Source organism: Hydrogenophaga sp. (assembly GCF_019264445.1).
In the GTDB taxonomy this organism is placed as follows: Bacteria; Pseudomonadota; Gammaproteobacteria; order Burkholderiales; family Burkholderiaceae_C; genus Hydrogenophaga.
The window spans coordinates 1-14,449 of the sequence record NZ_JAHVAB010000084.1 but is presented as its reverse complement, the minus strand read 5'-3'; the positions used below and the strand labels follow the sequence as shown (position 1 = coordinate 14,449).

General features: G+C 68.0%; 13 protein-coding genes and 1 other RNA gene. 4 read left to right on the top strand and 10 right to left on the bottom strand.

The features are described from left to right. Positions 1-21: 21 nt before the first annotated feature. The 3 genes from KXJ60_RS19800 to KXJ60_RS19790 all read right to left on the bottom strand — a co-directional run bounded on the left by KXJ60_RS19800 (position 22) and on the right by KXJ60_RS19790 (position 2,599). Positions 22-1,197 (bottom strand): efflux RND transporter periplasmic adaptor subunit, encoded by a 1,176-nt coding sequence (locus KXJ60_RS19800; RefSeq protein ID WP_291131783.1) that lies wholly within the window; start codon positions 1,195-1,197, stop codon positions 22-24. Positions 1,198-1,336: 139 nt separating this feature from the next. After that, the gene (gene rnhA, locus KXJ60_RS19795; protein WP_291131781.1) at positions 1,337-1,771 is read right to left on the bottom strand and encodes a ribonuclease HI; all 435 of its coding nucleotides are present in this window, start codon (positions 1,769-1,771) and stop codon (positions 1,337-1,339) included. Between the two features lie 39 nt (positions 1,772-1,810). Beyond that, positions 1,811-2,599, bottom strand: coding sequence for a methyltransferase domain-containing protein (locus KXJ60_RS19790; protein ID WP_291131779.1), 789 nt, complete (start codon positions 2,597-2,599; stop codon positions 1,811-1,813). Positions 2,600-2,701: 102 nt separating this feature from the next. Here KXJ60_RS19790 and gloB point away from each other — a divergent pair, with 102 nt between their 5' ends. Together gloB and KXJ60_RS19780 are read left to right on the top strand one after the other, a co-directional pair. After that, a complete protein-coding gene (gene gloB, locus KXJ60_RS19785) occupies positions 2,702-3,475 on the top strand; it encodes a hydroxyacylglutathione hydrolase (protein ID WP_291131777.1) in 774 nt (257 codons plus the stop codon). Continuing rightward, positions 3,472-5,121, top strand: coding sequence for a transglycosylase SLT domain-containing protein (locus tag KXJ60_RS19780; protein ID WP_291131775.1), 1,650 nt, complete (start codon positions 3,472-3,474; stop codon positions 5,119-5,121). Before gloB ends, KXJ60_RS19780 begins: the two co-directional genes overlap by 4 nt. Positions 5,122-5,135: 14 nt before the next feature. Here the strand turns inward: KXJ60_RS19780 and KXJ60_RS19775 are convergent, their stop codons facing one another. The 5 genes from KXJ60_RS19775 to dnaX all read right to left on the bottom strand — a co-directional run bounded on the left by KXJ60_RS19775 (position 5,136) and on the right by dnaX (position 9,705). Then, positions 5,136-6,146 (bottom strand): ABC transporter substrate-binding protein, encoded by a 1,011-nt coding sequence (locus tag KXJ60_RS19775; protein ID WP_291131773.1) that lies wholly within the window; start codon positions 6,144-6,146, stop codon positions 5,136-5,138. A 200-nt stretch (positions 6,147-6,346) separates the two neighbouring features. Beyond that, positions 6,347-6,751, bottom strand: a complete 405-nt coding sequence (locus tag KXJ60_RS19770) for an MAPEG family protein (RefSeq protein WP_291131771.1) — start codon at positions 6,749-6,751, stop codon at positions 6,347-6,349. Positions 6,752-6,780: 29 nt separating this feature from the next. Next, positions 6,781-7,392, bottom strand: coding sequence for a recombination mediator RecR (gene recR / locus KXJ60_RS19765; RefSeq protein WP_291131769.1), 612 nt, complete (start codon positions 7,390-7,392; stop codon positions 6,781-6,783). A 30-nt stretch (positions 7,393-7,422) separates the two neighbouring features. After that, positions 7,423-7,755 carry a YbaB/EbfC family nucleoid-associated protein gene (locus KXJ60_RS19760; RefSeq protein WP_066266019.1) on the bottom strand — a complete coding sequence of 111 codons (333 nt, stop codon included), beginning with the start codon at positions 7,753-7,755 and terminating at the stop codon, positions 7,423-7,425. A gap of 36 nt (positions 7,756-7,791) precedes the next feature. Beyond that, a complete protein-coding gene (gene dnaX, locus KXJ60_RS19755) occupies positions 7,792-9,705 on the bottom strand; it encodes a DNA polymerase III subunit gamma/tau (protein WP_291131767.1) in 1,914 nt (637 codons plus the stop codon). Between the two features lie 75 nt (positions 9,706-9,780). Here dnaX and ffs point away from each other — a divergent pair. Both ffs and KXJ60_RS19745 read left to right on the top strand, forming a co-directional pair. Then, positions 9,781-9,877, top strand: an RNA gene (gene ffs, locus KXJ60_RS19750) — signal recognition particle sRNA small type. A 15-nt stretch (positions 9,878-9,892) separates the two neighbouring features. Further along, on the top strand, positions 9,893-10,243 hold the full coding sequence (locus tag KXJ60_RS19745) for a DOPA 4,5-dioxygenase family protein (RefSeq protein WP_291131765.1): 351 nt from the start codon (positions 9,893-9,895) through the stop codon (positions 10,241-10,243). On the opposite strand, the gene KXJ60_RS19740 is transcribed toward KXJ60_RS19745, so the two are convergent. Next, positions 10,213-11,499 (bottom strand): TIGR03862 family flavoprotein, encoded by a 1,287-nt coding sequence (locus KXJ60_RS19740; RefSeq protein WP_291131763.1) that lies wholly within the window; start codon positions 11,497-11,499, stop codon positions 10,213-10,215. The two genes, KXJ60_RS19745 and KXJ60_RS19740, sit on opposite strands and share 31 nt — an antisense overlap. After that, the coding region (locus tag KXJ60_RS19735; RefSeq protein ID WP_291131761.1) for a UvrD-helicase domain-containing protein at positions 11,496-14,449 on the bottom strand (2,954 nt) is incomplete at its 5' end. The genes KXJ60_RS19735 and KXJ60_RS19740, both read right to left, overlap by 4 nt.

The window sequence follows — 14,449 nt, the reverse complement described above, 5'->3', positions numbered from 1 at the left end:
GGGTGGCGTGCGGGGTGCGGCTCAACCGCCGGTGCGGGTGGGCGCAGCCGGTGCGCCTGGCGCCGGGCGGCTCATGTCGAGCACGCGCACGGCCGTGCCGTCGCGCTGCAGCCGCTGCTGGCCGGCGACCACCACCGTGTCGTCCAGCGCGAGCCCCTTGACGATCTGCACCTCGGCCCCCCGCCGCACGCCCAGCTCCACCTCCACGCGCTGCGACAGCAGCTTGCGCGCATCGCCTTCACCCTGCGCCTGCAGCCTGAACACGAACTGTTTGCCGCCCTGCGGAACCAGCGCCTCTTCGGGCACCACCAGTGCCGCGTCGTCGACGGAGAAGATGGTCAGCACGCGGGCAAACATGCCCGGACGCAACACATTGCCTGGCGTGGGCGGCATCACCGCGCGCACCGAGATCGAGCGACCGTTGGCATCCAGCAGCGGGTCCACGGCCAGCACCTTGGCCTCGAATGTGCGACCAGGCAGCGCATCGAGCTGCACCTGCACCGGCTGCCCCGGCGCCAGGCGCGTCTGGTAGCGCTCAGGCAGGCGAAAGTCCACCGTGAGCACCGAGGTGTCTTCCAGGTTCACCAGACCGTCACCGACCGCCACATATTGGCCGAGGTTGATGCTGCGCAGCCCCAGCGTGCCGGCAAAAGGGGCGGTGATGCGCATGCGCTGCAGGCGCGCATCGGCCAGCGCCACCTGCGCTTCGGCCACCTGCAGGTTGGCCTGGCTCTCGTCCACCACTCGCTGCGCCACGAAGTTTTGCGCCACCAGCTCCTGGTTGCGCTTGAGGTTGGCGCGGGCAATGGACAGTTGGGCCTGTGCCTGGCTGAGCTCGGCGCGCTGCAGCGTGTCGTCCAGCTGCACCAGCAGTTGCCCGGCCTTGACCTGTGCGCCGTCGGCAAAGGCGATGCGGGAAACCCGCGCGCTCACTTCCGGCTTGAGCGTGACGCTCTGCCTTGAACGCAAGGTGCCCACCGCCTGCGCGTCGTCCTGCAGTTTCAGGGTCTTGACGCGGACCACCTCCACACCAGGCGTCCCGCCTCTGCCCGGCGCTGCAGGACCAGCGCCAGGGGCTGCCGTGGTCGCCGTCGTCGAAGGCGCCTTCGCACCGCCCTGCTGAAACCACCACGCAGCGCCGGAGGCCGCACCGATGCCGACAACGGCCACCACCACGTAAAGCGCTTTGTTCGCCATGGATTTCATTGCCCCGGGAAAGGATTTCACGCCCCATGCAGCGGCAAGGGACCGTTTGATGCAACGAAATGTAGCAGTGGACGTTCTTCACCGCGAGGCCGGAGCGGCCTGCCCGAGTGGGCTCAGGGGTGGCTGCGCGTCAGCCCGGCACGCCGCGGTTCGCCAGCGCGTCGGCGCGCTCGTTGCCGGGGTCGCCCGCGTGGCCCTTGACCCAGTGCCACTCGATCTGGTGCACGCCGCCGTGCACCAGCGCATCGAGTCGTTGCCAGAGGTCGGCGTTTTTCACCGGCTGTTTGGCGGCCGTCACCCACCCCTTGCGCTTCCAGCCATGAATCCACTCGGTGATGCCCTTGCGCACGTACTCGCTGTCCAGAAACAGGGACACGCGGCAAGGCCGCTTGAGGGCAGTCAGTGCCTCGATCACCGCCGTGAGTTCCATGCGGTTGTTGGTGGTCTCACGCTCACCGCCCCACAGTTCTTTTTCGAAGCCCTCCGAACGGAGAAACACGCCCCAGCCACCGGGTCCTGGGTTGCCCTTGCAGGCACCGTCGGTGTAGATCACCACATGGTTCAAAAACGAAACTCCTGAAAGAAAAATGGTTCGGTGGCGGCATCAGTGCCGGTTGGCAACCGAGACCGGCGCTGCCGACGTGGCACGCCGTGGTTTCCACGCGGGGCCCAGCAAACGCATGCCGCGCACCCGCTTGACCGCCACCACGAAATACACGGCGCCGAAAATCGGCCACCAGCGCGCACCGGCGCGGTCCAGCCACGCGTAGCGCTGCAGCCAGGCTTCGGTGCGCATCGCAGGGCGGTAGCAGCCAAAGCGGTCCGACTCTACTTCAAAGCTGAGCAGCCTCAGCCAGTCGCGCATGCGCCACGAGCCGATGAAATCCCCCGCTTCGGGCAGATACAGGCTGGAGGCGCCAAACGCCCGAATGCCCAGCCGTCCGCACAGTCGGCCCCGCGCCTGGCGCAGGCCCCACAGGCTGGTGGGATTGAAGCCGGAGATCACCACCCGTCCTTCAGGCACGAGCACCCGCTCGACCTCCCGCAGCACATGGTGTGGATCGGCACTGAGTTCCAACGTGTGGGGCAGCACCACCAGGTCCAGACTGGCGGGCGGAAACGGCAGCGCGGCCGCGTCGGTGATGAGCGCCAAGCGCGGCGCCGGCGCCGCCCCGTGGTGGGCTGGGGTCGGCAGCACTTCCGGCAACGCGAGCCAGCGGTGCGGCATGCGGTTGGCCTGAAGGGCGTCGAGCTCGGGCAGCCCCAGCTGCATCGCGTTGTAGCCAAACAGGTCGGCCACGGCGAGGTCGAACTGCGCCTGCTCCCACGCCAGCAGGTACTGGCCTGGCGCGGTCGCGAACCACTCGGTCAACCCTATAATTTTTTCGCTCATGTGCAGTGGGGGCGGTGCCAGCTCCGAAGGGAAGTCTGCGACACTGCAAACCCCCGGGAAGGCCAGCCCGCACTCTACACGCCCTGCCCCGGAAAACACCCCATGCAACTCATCCCGATCCCCGCCTTCAGCGACAACTACATCTGGGCCCTGCACGATGGCCAACGGGCCCTGGTGGTCGATCCTGGCGAGTCTGAAGGCGTGGCCCGCTGGCTTGAGCAACGGGGCCTGCGCCTGGACACCATCCTCATCACCCACCACCACGCCGACCACACCGGCGGTGTGGCGCAGCTGCGCGAGGCCACCGGTGCGCGCGTGATCGGCCCCGCCTACGAGCCCATGCCCGAGCCGCTGCAGCGCGTGGGTGCCGATGAAAGCGTTGAGGCGCTTGGCCTGCGGTTCGAGGTCATGGAAGTGCCAGGCCACACCGCGGGCCATATTGCCTACTACACACCGGCCATGGACGGCGCGCCGCTGCTGTTCTGCGGTGACACGCTCTTTTCGGGCGGATGCGGTCGCCTGTTCGAAGGCACGCCCGCACAGATGCTGGATTCGCTCACGCGGCTGGCCGCCCTGCCGGCCGACACCCGTGTGTGCTGCACGCACGAGTACACCTTGTCCAACCTGAAGTTCGCACTGGCGGTGGAGCCTGGCAACACCGAGCTCGCCGCTTACAACGCCCGCTGCGAGGCGCAGCGCGCCCAGAACTTTCCCACGCTGCCCAGCTCCATCGGGCTGGAGAAACAGATCAACCCATTTCTGCGCACCGGCGAAGCCGCCGTCGTGCGGTCCGCCCAGGCGCACGCGCCGGGCACCCCCTTCGATGCCGTGTCGGTCTTCGCCACGCTTCGCGAATGGAAAAACGTCTTCCGATGACCCTTGCCTCATCCCCTGCCCGCTCTGTGTCCCTGCTCAGCCGCCGTTGGCTGACCACCGCCCTCACCACCCTGACCCTGCTGGTCACCGGTTGCGCCACCACCGCCCTGCCACCTGACAGCGCCAGCAGCGCACCGACCCCAAGCGCCGGCACCGCCCCCGCGTCGCCTGCCGCGCCGGCGCCCCGCCTGCCGTCCTACCGGCTGCCAAACGACACGCCCCTGAGCACCATCGGCACGGCCGACACCAACCTGCCCGGCGTCGTCACCCTGGCCGCCCCCGCCGACCTGTGGGATCGCATCCGCCGGGGCTTCGCCATGCCCGACCTCGAGGGCGACCTGGTGCGCGACCGCGAGCAGTGGTACGCCACGCGGCCCGACTACATGCAGCGCATGACCGAGCGCTCCAGCCGCTACCTCTTCCACATCGTTGAGGAGATCGAGCGCCGCAACATGCCGATGGAGCTCGCCCTGCTGCCCTTCATCGAAAGCGCATTCAACCCGCAGGCGGTCTCCAGCGCGCGCGCGGCCGGCATGTGGCAGTTCATGCCCGCGACGGGTGAGTCGTTCGATTTGAAGCAGAACGTGTTTCGCGACGACCGGCGCGACGTGCTCGCCTCGACCCGTGCCGCGCTGGACTACCTGCAGCAGCTCTATGGCCGCTTCGGAGACTGGCACCTTGCACTGGCGGCCTACAACTGGGGCCAGGGCAACGTCAACCGCGCCATCACCACCAACCAGCGCCAAGGCAAACCCACCGGCTACACCGACCTGAACATGCCGCTGGAGACGCGCATGTACGTGCCCAAGCTCCAGGCGGTGAAGAACATCATGGCGCGGCCACAGGCCTACAACACCACGCTGCCGCTCATCGGCAACCACCCGTTCTTCGACACCGTGACCCTGCAGCGCGACATGGACGTTGCCCTGATTGCGCGCCTGGCCGAGGTCGACGAAAAAGACTTCCGCGCGCTCAACCCCTCCCTGCGCCAACCGGTGGTGATGGCCGCAGGCACCCCCAACGTGCTGCTGCCCTGGGACAACGCGGTGATTTTCCAGCGCAACCTGCAGCACCACACCGGCCCGCTCGCCAGCTGGACGGCCTGGGTCGTGCCCACCACCATGACCGTGGCGCAAGCCGCCACCCGCGTCGGCATGAGCGAATCCGAATTGCGTTCGGTCAACAACATCCCGCCGCGCATGCAGGTGCGAGCCGGCTCCAGCCTGCTGGTGCACCGCTCCGACAAACGCAGCAGCGACGTGCCCGTGCACGTCGCCGACAACGGGCAGATCAGCTTCCAGCCCGAGGTGGTCCTGCGGCGCACCACCGTCAAGGCGCGCAAGGGCGAAAACCTCACGCGCCTGGCCAACCGCTACGGCGTGAGCCCGGTCAGCGTGGCCGGCTGGAACAAGCTGGCCGTGAACGCAGCCCTCAAGCCCGGCCAGAGCATCACGCTCATGCTGCCCCAGCGCGCGGCGGTGGCCAAGGCAAACGACAACCGCAAAGCGTCCTCGAAGACAACGGTCACCGCCTCACGCAAGGCAGCGCCCAGCGCACGCCAGCCCGTCAAAGCCAAGGCCAAGACCACGAACAGCGCAGGCAAGACGCGCGTGGCCTCCAGCGGCAAGTCCGACAAGAAGAACTGAACGGCGCAGAGACCTCAGGCCCGGAAGCGGGTCTTGGACTTGCGCGCGAAATCGTTGGTGAAGGTCTGCGCCAGGTCCACGCGCTGCAGCGAGCCCGGCTCTTCGAACTGCGCCAGCATGCGGGCCGCCGTGGCCGGCCCGGTCTCGGGCATCAGGCCATCGGCCGTCCAGGCCTCGCGCACGCGGGTGAACGCCGCCAGGTACAGCGCCCGGTCACCTTGGAAATAGCGCTCGGGCACCGCCTTGATGAGGTCGGACGGCCCGGCCGTCTGCAGCCACTTGAGCGCATGCACCATGGCGTCGGCCAGTGCCTGGGTGGCCTTGGGGTACTGCGTGAGAAACGCCGTGGGCACACAGAGGCAGCCGGACGGCATGGGACCGCCAAACACCTCGGTCGTGCCTCGTGTGCTGCGCGTGTCCGCCACCACCCTGAGGGCCCCCATCTGCTCAAGCTGTGTCACGGTCAGGTCGTTGCTGCTGATGGCATCGAGCTCGCCACGGCGAAAAGCCTGCACCGCAGCGGCGGGGTTGCCCAGCGGCACATACTGCACGTCTGACGCGCGCAGGCCGGCCTTGCCAAGCACAAGACTGGCCACGCGCAGCGACGCTGCGCTGTTCGTCATCACGCCCACGCGACGCCCGCGCAGGTCGGCCAGGCTGCGGTAATGCCCCATGGTCTCCAGCGAAACACCCACCACCACCTGGGGCGTGCGGCCCTGCAAGACGAACGACTGGAAGCTGTGACCCCGCGCCTGCAGTGCGATGGTGTTGGCGTACGAGCCCGACAGCACATGTGCCACGCCGCCCTGCACGGCCTGCAGCGACTGCAGCGCATCCGGAAACTCGCGCAACTCCACATCCAGCCCTTCCTGGGCGAAATACCCCAGGCGCTCGGCAATGGTCAGCGGCAGGTAGCAGAAAGACGCGCGGTGATCCACCGCAATCGCCAGCCGGGTGGCCCCGCGCGGTGGCGTGGGCGCACTGGGCACCGTGGCAGAAGCCGGTTGCGCGCGCACAGACGGCATGGCGGCAGCCACAGCGCCCCATGCACAGGCACGACCCCATTGACGGCGACTCCACATGACCCGGTGTTCCTCTCTCGGCGCATTGTTCTGAATGAGCCTTGAGACTAGGGGGCGCCACCGAAAACCGCATCGGGACCAATCCCGAGCGGGTTTGTACCGAGCAACTGCAAGCCGATGTAACAGCGCCGCTGCGCGACGCGTCAGACGAAGAGGATTGCGATGTTCACCAGCAGCGCCGCGGCCCACACCAGGCTGCGCGCGTTGGCCATGTTGGCCACGTACATCATGATGTAGAGCACACGCAGCACCACAAACAGAAACGCCAGCACGTCCACCCGCACCTGCGAGGCGCCGAGCTGGTGCGCAATGATCACGGCACCGATGAAGAGCGGCAGCGCCTCGAAGCTGTTGGCCTGCGCCGCATTGGCGCGGGCGCGCCAGTCGGTCTGGCGGGCCAGCCATTCACGCGGGTGCTGGTTGTCGAGCCCCCCCTCGCGGCGCGGGCGGGTCATCTGGCCCGACTTCGCCAGCCACGCACAGCCGATGGGCAGCAACGCCGCCACCAACACCGCCCAGTACGCCACGGTCAATCCAGCGAGTTTCATCGGACACTTTCCATTCAGTGAGGCGCCGTTCAGCGCCGGTCGACCAGGGCATGGGCGATGGTGCCCAGGTCCACGTATTCGAGCTCGCTGCCCACCGGCACCCCGCGCGCCAGCCGCGTGACCTGCACATCCGTGCGGCCCTTGAGCGCCTGCGCAATCACATGCGCCGTGGTTTCCCCCTCGGCGGTGAAATTGGTCGCCAGGATCACTTCACGCACCGCAGGCTCGCCCTGCTCGGCGGGTGCGCTGATGCGATCGAAAAGCTTCTGCAAACCAATGTCGCGTGGGCCCACACCATCGAGCGGACTCAGCTTGCCCATGAGCACAAAGAACAAGCCCTTGTAGGCACCGGTGCGCTCCATCGCCGCCTGATCGGCTGGGGTTTCCACCACACAGAGCTGGGTACGGTCGCGCCGGGGATCGCGGCAGGTGTGGCACACATCGTCTTCGGTGAAGGTGTGGCACAGGTTGCAGTGCTTCACCGAAGCCGCGGCGTGCTCCAGTGCGCGCGCGATCTGCCGGGCGCCCTCGCGGTCGTGCTGCAGCAGGTGAAACGCCATGCGCTGTGCCGACTTGACCCCCACACCGGGCAAGCGACGCAAGGCCTGAACCAGCAGTTCAAGCGAGTGGTTTTCAGCCATCGGACGGCGTTGGAGCGCGTGCGACGGTGATCAGAACGGGAACTTCATGCCGCCGGGCAGGCCCGGCATGCCAGCGGTGAGCTTGCCCATCTTTTCGGCGGAGGTTTCCTCGGCCTTGCGCACCGCAGCGTTGAACGCGGCGGCCACGAGGTCTTCAAGCATGTCCTTGTCATCGGCCAGCAGGCTGGGGTCGATGGTGACGCGCTTGACGTCGTGCTTGCAGGTCATGAGCACCTTCACCAGGCCCGCACCCGACTCGCCGGTGACTTCGATGAAGGCCAGCTCGTCCTGAGCCTTCTTCAGGTTGTCCTGCATGGCCTGCGCCTGTTTCATGAGGCCGGCGAGTTGTCCTTTGTTGAACATGGTTTTCCTTGGTGTTTCCGAATGAATTGAACGGGATCAGGCCGCGGTGGGCTTGAGCGTGCCGGGCACGATTTTGCCGCCAAAGTCGCGCATCATGGCCTGGACGAACGGGTCGCCCAGGATGTGCGCCTCGGCCTCCTGCTGGCGGCGGGCCGCCTGCGCGGCCAGGCGGCGCGCGGGGGAGTCGGTCACGCTGCCGATTTCCACCGACAGGCGCACGGTGTGTCCGATGGACTGCAGGGCCACCGCCAGGCGATCGCGGGTGTTGCCCTGGTTGAGGGAGCTGCGCTCCACTCGCAGCAGCCAGTCACCCGTGTCGCGCGCCACCAGCTGGGACTGCAGGCCCAGCTCGCGGACCAGTGCGGTGATGGCCTCGGCGCGCACCAGCTGCATCACCGCGTCGAACCAGAAGTCGCCCTCAACGCTGCCACCTGGGGCGGCAGGCAACACGGTCTGCGCGCCATGCGCTTCGCGCGGCTGCGGTTGGTCCATCGGCCCGGGTTCGCCGGCGTCGCGCACCGGAATGGCCATGACGCGCTGGGGCGCCGGAGCGGCCTCTTCCCAGGGCGGACCGTCGTCTTCCGGCCAGGGAGCATCGTCCACTGGTGCGGTGGGTTCGGCACGCGTTGCCTGGCGGGGCGGCACCGCAGCGACCGGCGCCATGGGTGAGGCTGGCGAAGCAGCCGCCGGTACGGCAGGGGGCTGGCGGTCGGTCATGGGCGGGGCCACCACGGGCACCGCGAGCATGGGTCGGGCTGTGGCTGCAGGCGCTGGGGCCGCCGGTGCGGCAGGCGCCTCAGCGGATTTCAGAGTTTTTTTTTCCGTCGCGGTACCGGCCGCTGCAGCGGGCTTGAACGCCATGAGCCGCAGCAGCACCATGGTGAGTGCCGCGTATTCGTCGGGCGCCAGGCCGAGTTCGCCACGGCCATGCAGGCACAGGCTGTAGAGCAGCTGCGTCTCGTCGGCGGGCAGGCTCTGGGCAAGCTGCGCGATCTGCGCCTCGTCCGGGTCTTCCAGGCCGTCGCCCTGGGCGCGGCCCGGCACCGCCTGCAGCACCGCCATGCGTTGCAGCACGCCGGTCATTTCCTCCAGCGTGGACGCGGCGTTCAGCCCGTTCAGACGCAGCGCATCCACCGTGTCCACCACGGTCGCGCCGTCGCCACGCGCCAAGGCATCGATGAGGCGCAGCACATACGACCGGTCCACCGCACCCAGCATCTGGCGCACGGTGGCCTCTTGCAGCTGACCGCCACCAAACGCAATCGCCTGATCGGTCAGCGAGAGTGCATCCCGCATCGAGCCGCGCGCCGCGCGCGAGATCAGGCGCAGCGCCTGCACATCGGCCGGCACCTGCTCGGCCTGCAGCACCTGCTGCAAATGCTCCAGCACGGTCTCGGGCGCCATCGGCCGCAGGTTGAACTGCAGGCAGCGGCTCAGCACCGTCACCGGCACCTTCTGCGGATCCGTCGTGGCCAGCACGAACTTGAGGTACTCCGGCGGCTCCTCCAGCGTCTTCAACATGGCGTTGAACGCCGTGTTGGTCAGCATGTGCACCTCGTCAATCATGAAGACCTTGAAGCGGCCCTGCACCGGTTTGTAGACCGCCTGCTCCAGCAAAGCCTGCACTTCGTCCACGCCGCGGTTGGAAGCTGCATCGAGCTCGGTGTAGTCAACGAAGCGGCCGCTGTCGATATCGGTACAGGCCTGGCACACGCCACACGGCTCGGCGGTGATGCCGCCCTGCCCGTCAGCGCCCAGGCAATTGAGCGACTTGGCCAGGATGCGCGACACGGTCGTTTTGCCCACACCGCGCGTGCCGGTAAACAGGTACGCGTGGTGCAGCCGCTGGGTCGTCAGTGCATTGGACAGCGCCTGCACCACATGGCCCTGCCCCACCATTTCGGTGAAATTGCGCGGGCGGTACTTGCGGGCCAGGACGACATAAGACATGAGGACGATTCTAAGCGGCGGGGGTATGGCAACACGGCCAGCGCCGCAGGGGTGGCATCGCCTACAATGACCCTCGACGGGCCTTCCCGCATGGTGAAGCGGCCAACCGGGTCAGGTGGGGAACCAAGCAGCCCTAACTGTGAATCCAGTGCCGGGGTCAAGGCTCGTCACCTTTTTCCAATCCACCATGTCCGTGCGCCATCCTGCCTCCATCACCAGCTGGCATGCCCACGTGTATTTCGACGCCGAAAGCCGGGACGCTGCCTGGGCCCTGCGCGAGGTCATCACGGCCGAGCTGGGTGGGCGCATCGAGATGGGGCGCTTCCATGAAAAGCCGGTGGGCCCGCATCCCGCCTGGACGTACCAGCTCGCTTTCGATGCCGGCGAATTTGCCTATGTGGTGAGCTGGCTCTCGCTCAACCACGGTGCGCTGGATGTGTTCATCCACCCCAACACGGGCGATGAGCTCAGCGACCACCGCGACAGTGCACTGTGGCTGGGTCGCTCTTACACGCTCGACCTGAACGCGCTCGGCTGAGAAGCCAGCCAGCGGCGGGTGCCGTGGGCCGCTGCCACACCACTGGCCAGGCAGGCGGTGAGCAGATAGCCCCCCGTGGGCGCTTCCCAGTCCAGCATCTCGCCTGCAATGAAAAGGCCGGGGCGGCGTTTCACCATCAAACCTTCGTCCAGGCTCTCCCAGCGCACGCCGCCAGCCGTGCTGATGGCTTCGTCAATCGGTCTGGCCGCCACCAGCGTGATGGGCAAGGCCTTGATGGCTGCGGCCAGGCGCACGGGGTCGTGCAGCGTGGCCTTGTCCAGACGTTCGTTGACGATGGCCATGCGGATGCCGTCGAGCCCCAGGCGGCTCTTGAGGTGGCTGGAGAGGCTGCGCGAGCCGCGGGGATGGGCCACATCGGCCAGCACGCGTGCGGCGCTGCGGTCGGGCAGCAAGTCCAACTCGAAGGTGGCTTTGCCGTGGCGCGCAATTTCGTCGCGCAGCAAGGCCGACACCGCGTAGATCAAGCTGCCTTCGACACCAGTGGCGGTGGCCACGAACTCGCCCTTGCGCCCAAAGGTGTGGCCCAGGCTGTCGGTGGCGCGAACGGCCACCGACTTGAAAGGCTGCCCCGCAAATCGCTCCTGAAAGAACGGGCTCCAGCCGCCATCCACATCAAAGCCGCAGTTGCTGGGCTGCAGCGGCGCCACGTCGATGCCTTCGGCTTGCAGCTTCGGCACCCACGCGCCATCAGATCCCAGGCGTGACCAGCTCACGCCGCCGAGAGCGAGCACGGTGGCGCGGGCGCGCACCTGCGACACGCCCTGGGGCGTCTCGAACGTCAAGGCATCGCCACGCCAGCCCATCCAGCGGTGGCGCATGTGAAAGCTCACCGGCACGCCCGAGCCCTCGGGGTGGCGCAGCCGATGCAACCACGCGCGCAGCAAGGGCGCGGCTTTCATGTCGGTGGGAAACACACGCTGCGAGCTGCCGACGAAGGTGTCGATGCCCAAGCCAGCGGCCCAGTCGCGAACGGCCTGTGGGCCAAAGGTGTCCAGCATCGGGCGCAAGCGCTCGGCCTGCGTGCCGTAGCGGGCCACGAATGCGGGCAGTGGCTCTGCATGGGTCAGGTTCATGCCGCCCTTGCCGGCCAGCAGAAATTTGCGTCCCACCGAGGGCATGGCGTCGAAAAGATGCACGGCCAGGCCAGCGCGGCTCAGCACTTCGGCGGCCATGAGGCCAGCGGGGCCGCCGCCAATGACGGCCACGTCAGAGGCCATGGAAGAGATGTCGGTCATGAGGGCGACTCGACCAGCTCGATGAGCCGGCCCTGTGCATTGATGAAGGCCAGCCTCACGGGCTCGCCGGGGCGCGCCTGGGCCATGGCCTCGCGATAGCCCTGCATCTGGGCGAGCAGCGCGGGCTGGCGCTCGGGGTGTGCGGCGCTTTTGTAGTCCAGCACCCACCACTCGCCGCTCTGGCGGCGGCGCACGAGGCGGTCGAGCCGCAGCAACTCGCCCTGGTGGAACAGCTCGACCTCGTTGCCCCAGTGGTTCAGCACAGAAGCATCCCAGGCCCACGCAGCTTCACCGGCCACGATGCGCCGTGCCATGGCCAGGGCTTCACGCGCCTGCGCAGCGTCCAGCGCAAATTCACGGGCCACAGCCTGCAGGTGTTCCGCAGTCCATTCGAAAGCTTGCGCCTGCGTGGGATACCACTGCAGCAAGCGGTGCAATGCCAGGCCGATGCGCGTAATGGCGTCGGCTTCCAGCGTGGCGTCCATACCGACAACCCCTGGCAGGCACTCGGGCGCCACGGCGGGCAGGCTGGGCAGGGTGAACGCATCGGCGTGCCGAACGGTGACGCCCGCCACGTCGTGCGCCGGCTCGGGGGCATCGACCCCGGTGGCCAGCGGCTGCAGGCGTTCGTACCAGGTTGTGGCGCTGCGCTGATGCGGCTCGAAGCTGGAGATCACCAGCCGACGCTCGGCGCGGGTGAGAGCCACATAAAGGGCATTGAGCTCTTCGAGCGACCGCGCCTGCTGCTCCTGCGCCAGCACGTCGACCGCGCAGGCCGGTGGCGATTTCTCGCTCGCCAGAAACACGAAACGGCGCGGCAACGGCGCTTCGCCCGGCCAGTCCACCAGCACACCCATGCTCTCGGGCCTGGAGGCGCCGGTATCGGTGTCGAGCATCAGCACGGTGTGGGCTTCAAGCCCCTTGGCGCCGTGAATGGTGAGCAGCCGGATGGCGCCTGGCGTCTGTACGGGGGTGGCCTTGATGCCACCGGCCCGCAGGGCGCGCACAAACCGGTAAGGCGTGAGGAAACGCCCGCCGTCTTGAGCGAGCGATTGCGTGAGCAGATCGCGCAGCTGAGCCAGCACGGCGCCGCGCTGGCTGGCCGGAACCGCCTGGGCATACCGCGCCAGCACGTCGCCATGGTCGTAGATGGCCGAGAGTGCATCGTGCGGCGGCAGGTTGAGCAGCCATTGGCGATAAAGGGCGAGGCGCTGCGCCGTGTCGCGCCACCGATGGGCTTGCGCGGACGACTGGGTGGAGGCAGCCAGTGCCTCGTCCGATGCATCGGCCAGGCCCTGCAGCACGTCCCACCACGACGGCCTCAACGGCGCGGTGGTACCGCCCTCGCCTTTGGGTGGCGTCGCGCGCAGGCGCAGACGGGCCAGCTGGGCCAGGTCGTCATCGCTCCATGCCCACAGCGGCGACTTGAGGGCACGGGCGAGGCTCAGGTCGTGGCGGGTGGACACCAGCGCGTCGAGCAGCGCCACCATGTCCTGCACCGCAGGCGCTTCGCCGAGTTCCAGCTTTTCGGGCTGCTCGCTGGCGATGCCGCGCTCGCGCAAGGCCTCGTGCATCCAGGCCAGACGTTCGCGGCGGCGCGCCAGCACCATGATGTCTTGTGGCCGCACGCGCCCATCGGCGATCTCGGCGGCCACCCAGTCGGCCGCCTGCCGCGCCTCCAGCGCGGACATGCTGTCTTCAGGCAACACGCGTGGCGTGGTCAGGCTGTCGCGCCACACCAGACCGTCAGCGCCTGCGGCAGCGGGTTCGCGCAGGCTGCGCGGCAGCCGGGGCAGGCGGAGCACGTCACCAGCGGCTGTGCTCTCGGTGGTGTGGGCGCGGTAGTCGCTGCTGTACTCACCGGCCTGCACGGCCTCGCCCATGGCAGCGTTGAGCGCGTCCACCACCGCAGGCGCGCAACGGCGGGTGTGATCGCAACTGAGCAGTGCACCGGCCAGGCCCTCCACCACAAACGCCTGCGCGGCCTTGAACACCTGGGGCTCGGCGCGGCGAAAACGGTAGATGGACTGCTTGGGGTCACCCACGAGAAACACGCAGGGAGCCTCCCCGGGGCCAGCGCCGGCGTAGGCCGACAGCCAGCCGTACAGCGCCTGCCACTGCAGCGGGTTGGTGTCCTGGAACTCATCAATGAGCACATGGCGCAGCCGCGCATCAAGCCGCTGCTGCAACCAGCCCGACAGTTCCGCGTCGCCCAGCAGGCGGCGCGCGGCGCCCTCCACGTCGTTCATGTCGACCCAGCCGCGTTCACGCTTGAAGGCCGCGAAACTGGCGAGCAGCACGCGAGCAAGCCGCGACATGCGCTGGTGATGGCTCCAGGCCTTGTGCTGGCGCACGGCACCACACAGCTCGATGAGCTCGGCCTCGGCGGCTTGCGCCGCCTCGTACTTGGCCAGGCGGCTGTTCAGCCGATCTTCATCCGCCACCAGAAACGCCTTGCGCAGCATCGCCAGGCGCCGCGCCATGAAGGCGGGCTCGTCGGGCAGTTCGAAGGCGTCAATCACCTTCGCCGCGCTGTCCTTGGGCGTCTTGTTGGCCTCGACCCCGAGCGCCTGTGCCCTTGCCTGCCACCGGCTGCGCGCCAGGGGCTCCAGCAGTGCGAGCTCTGGTAACGCGAGATCTCCCAATGCGGGGTAGCGCTCGGCAAACGGCTCCACCGAAGCCCCCACCACGCCGACCGCATCGGCCAGCGCGAATTCCACCCGCTTTTGCAACGCCTTCTTGAGCGCTTCCAGGGTCTGGTGGCGGCCATGCACCGCCACACTGTCCATGAAGTCCTGCCGAGCCGCAGGGTCGCGCGCCAACGCCGCATAAAAACGCGGCCAGACTTGCGCGATCGCCTGCGCATCGTCTTCAAGCAGTTCGTACTGCACCGGCAGCTGCAACTCCTGCAGCACCGACAAAGGCGCGCCGCGCAGCAGCGCGGCAAACC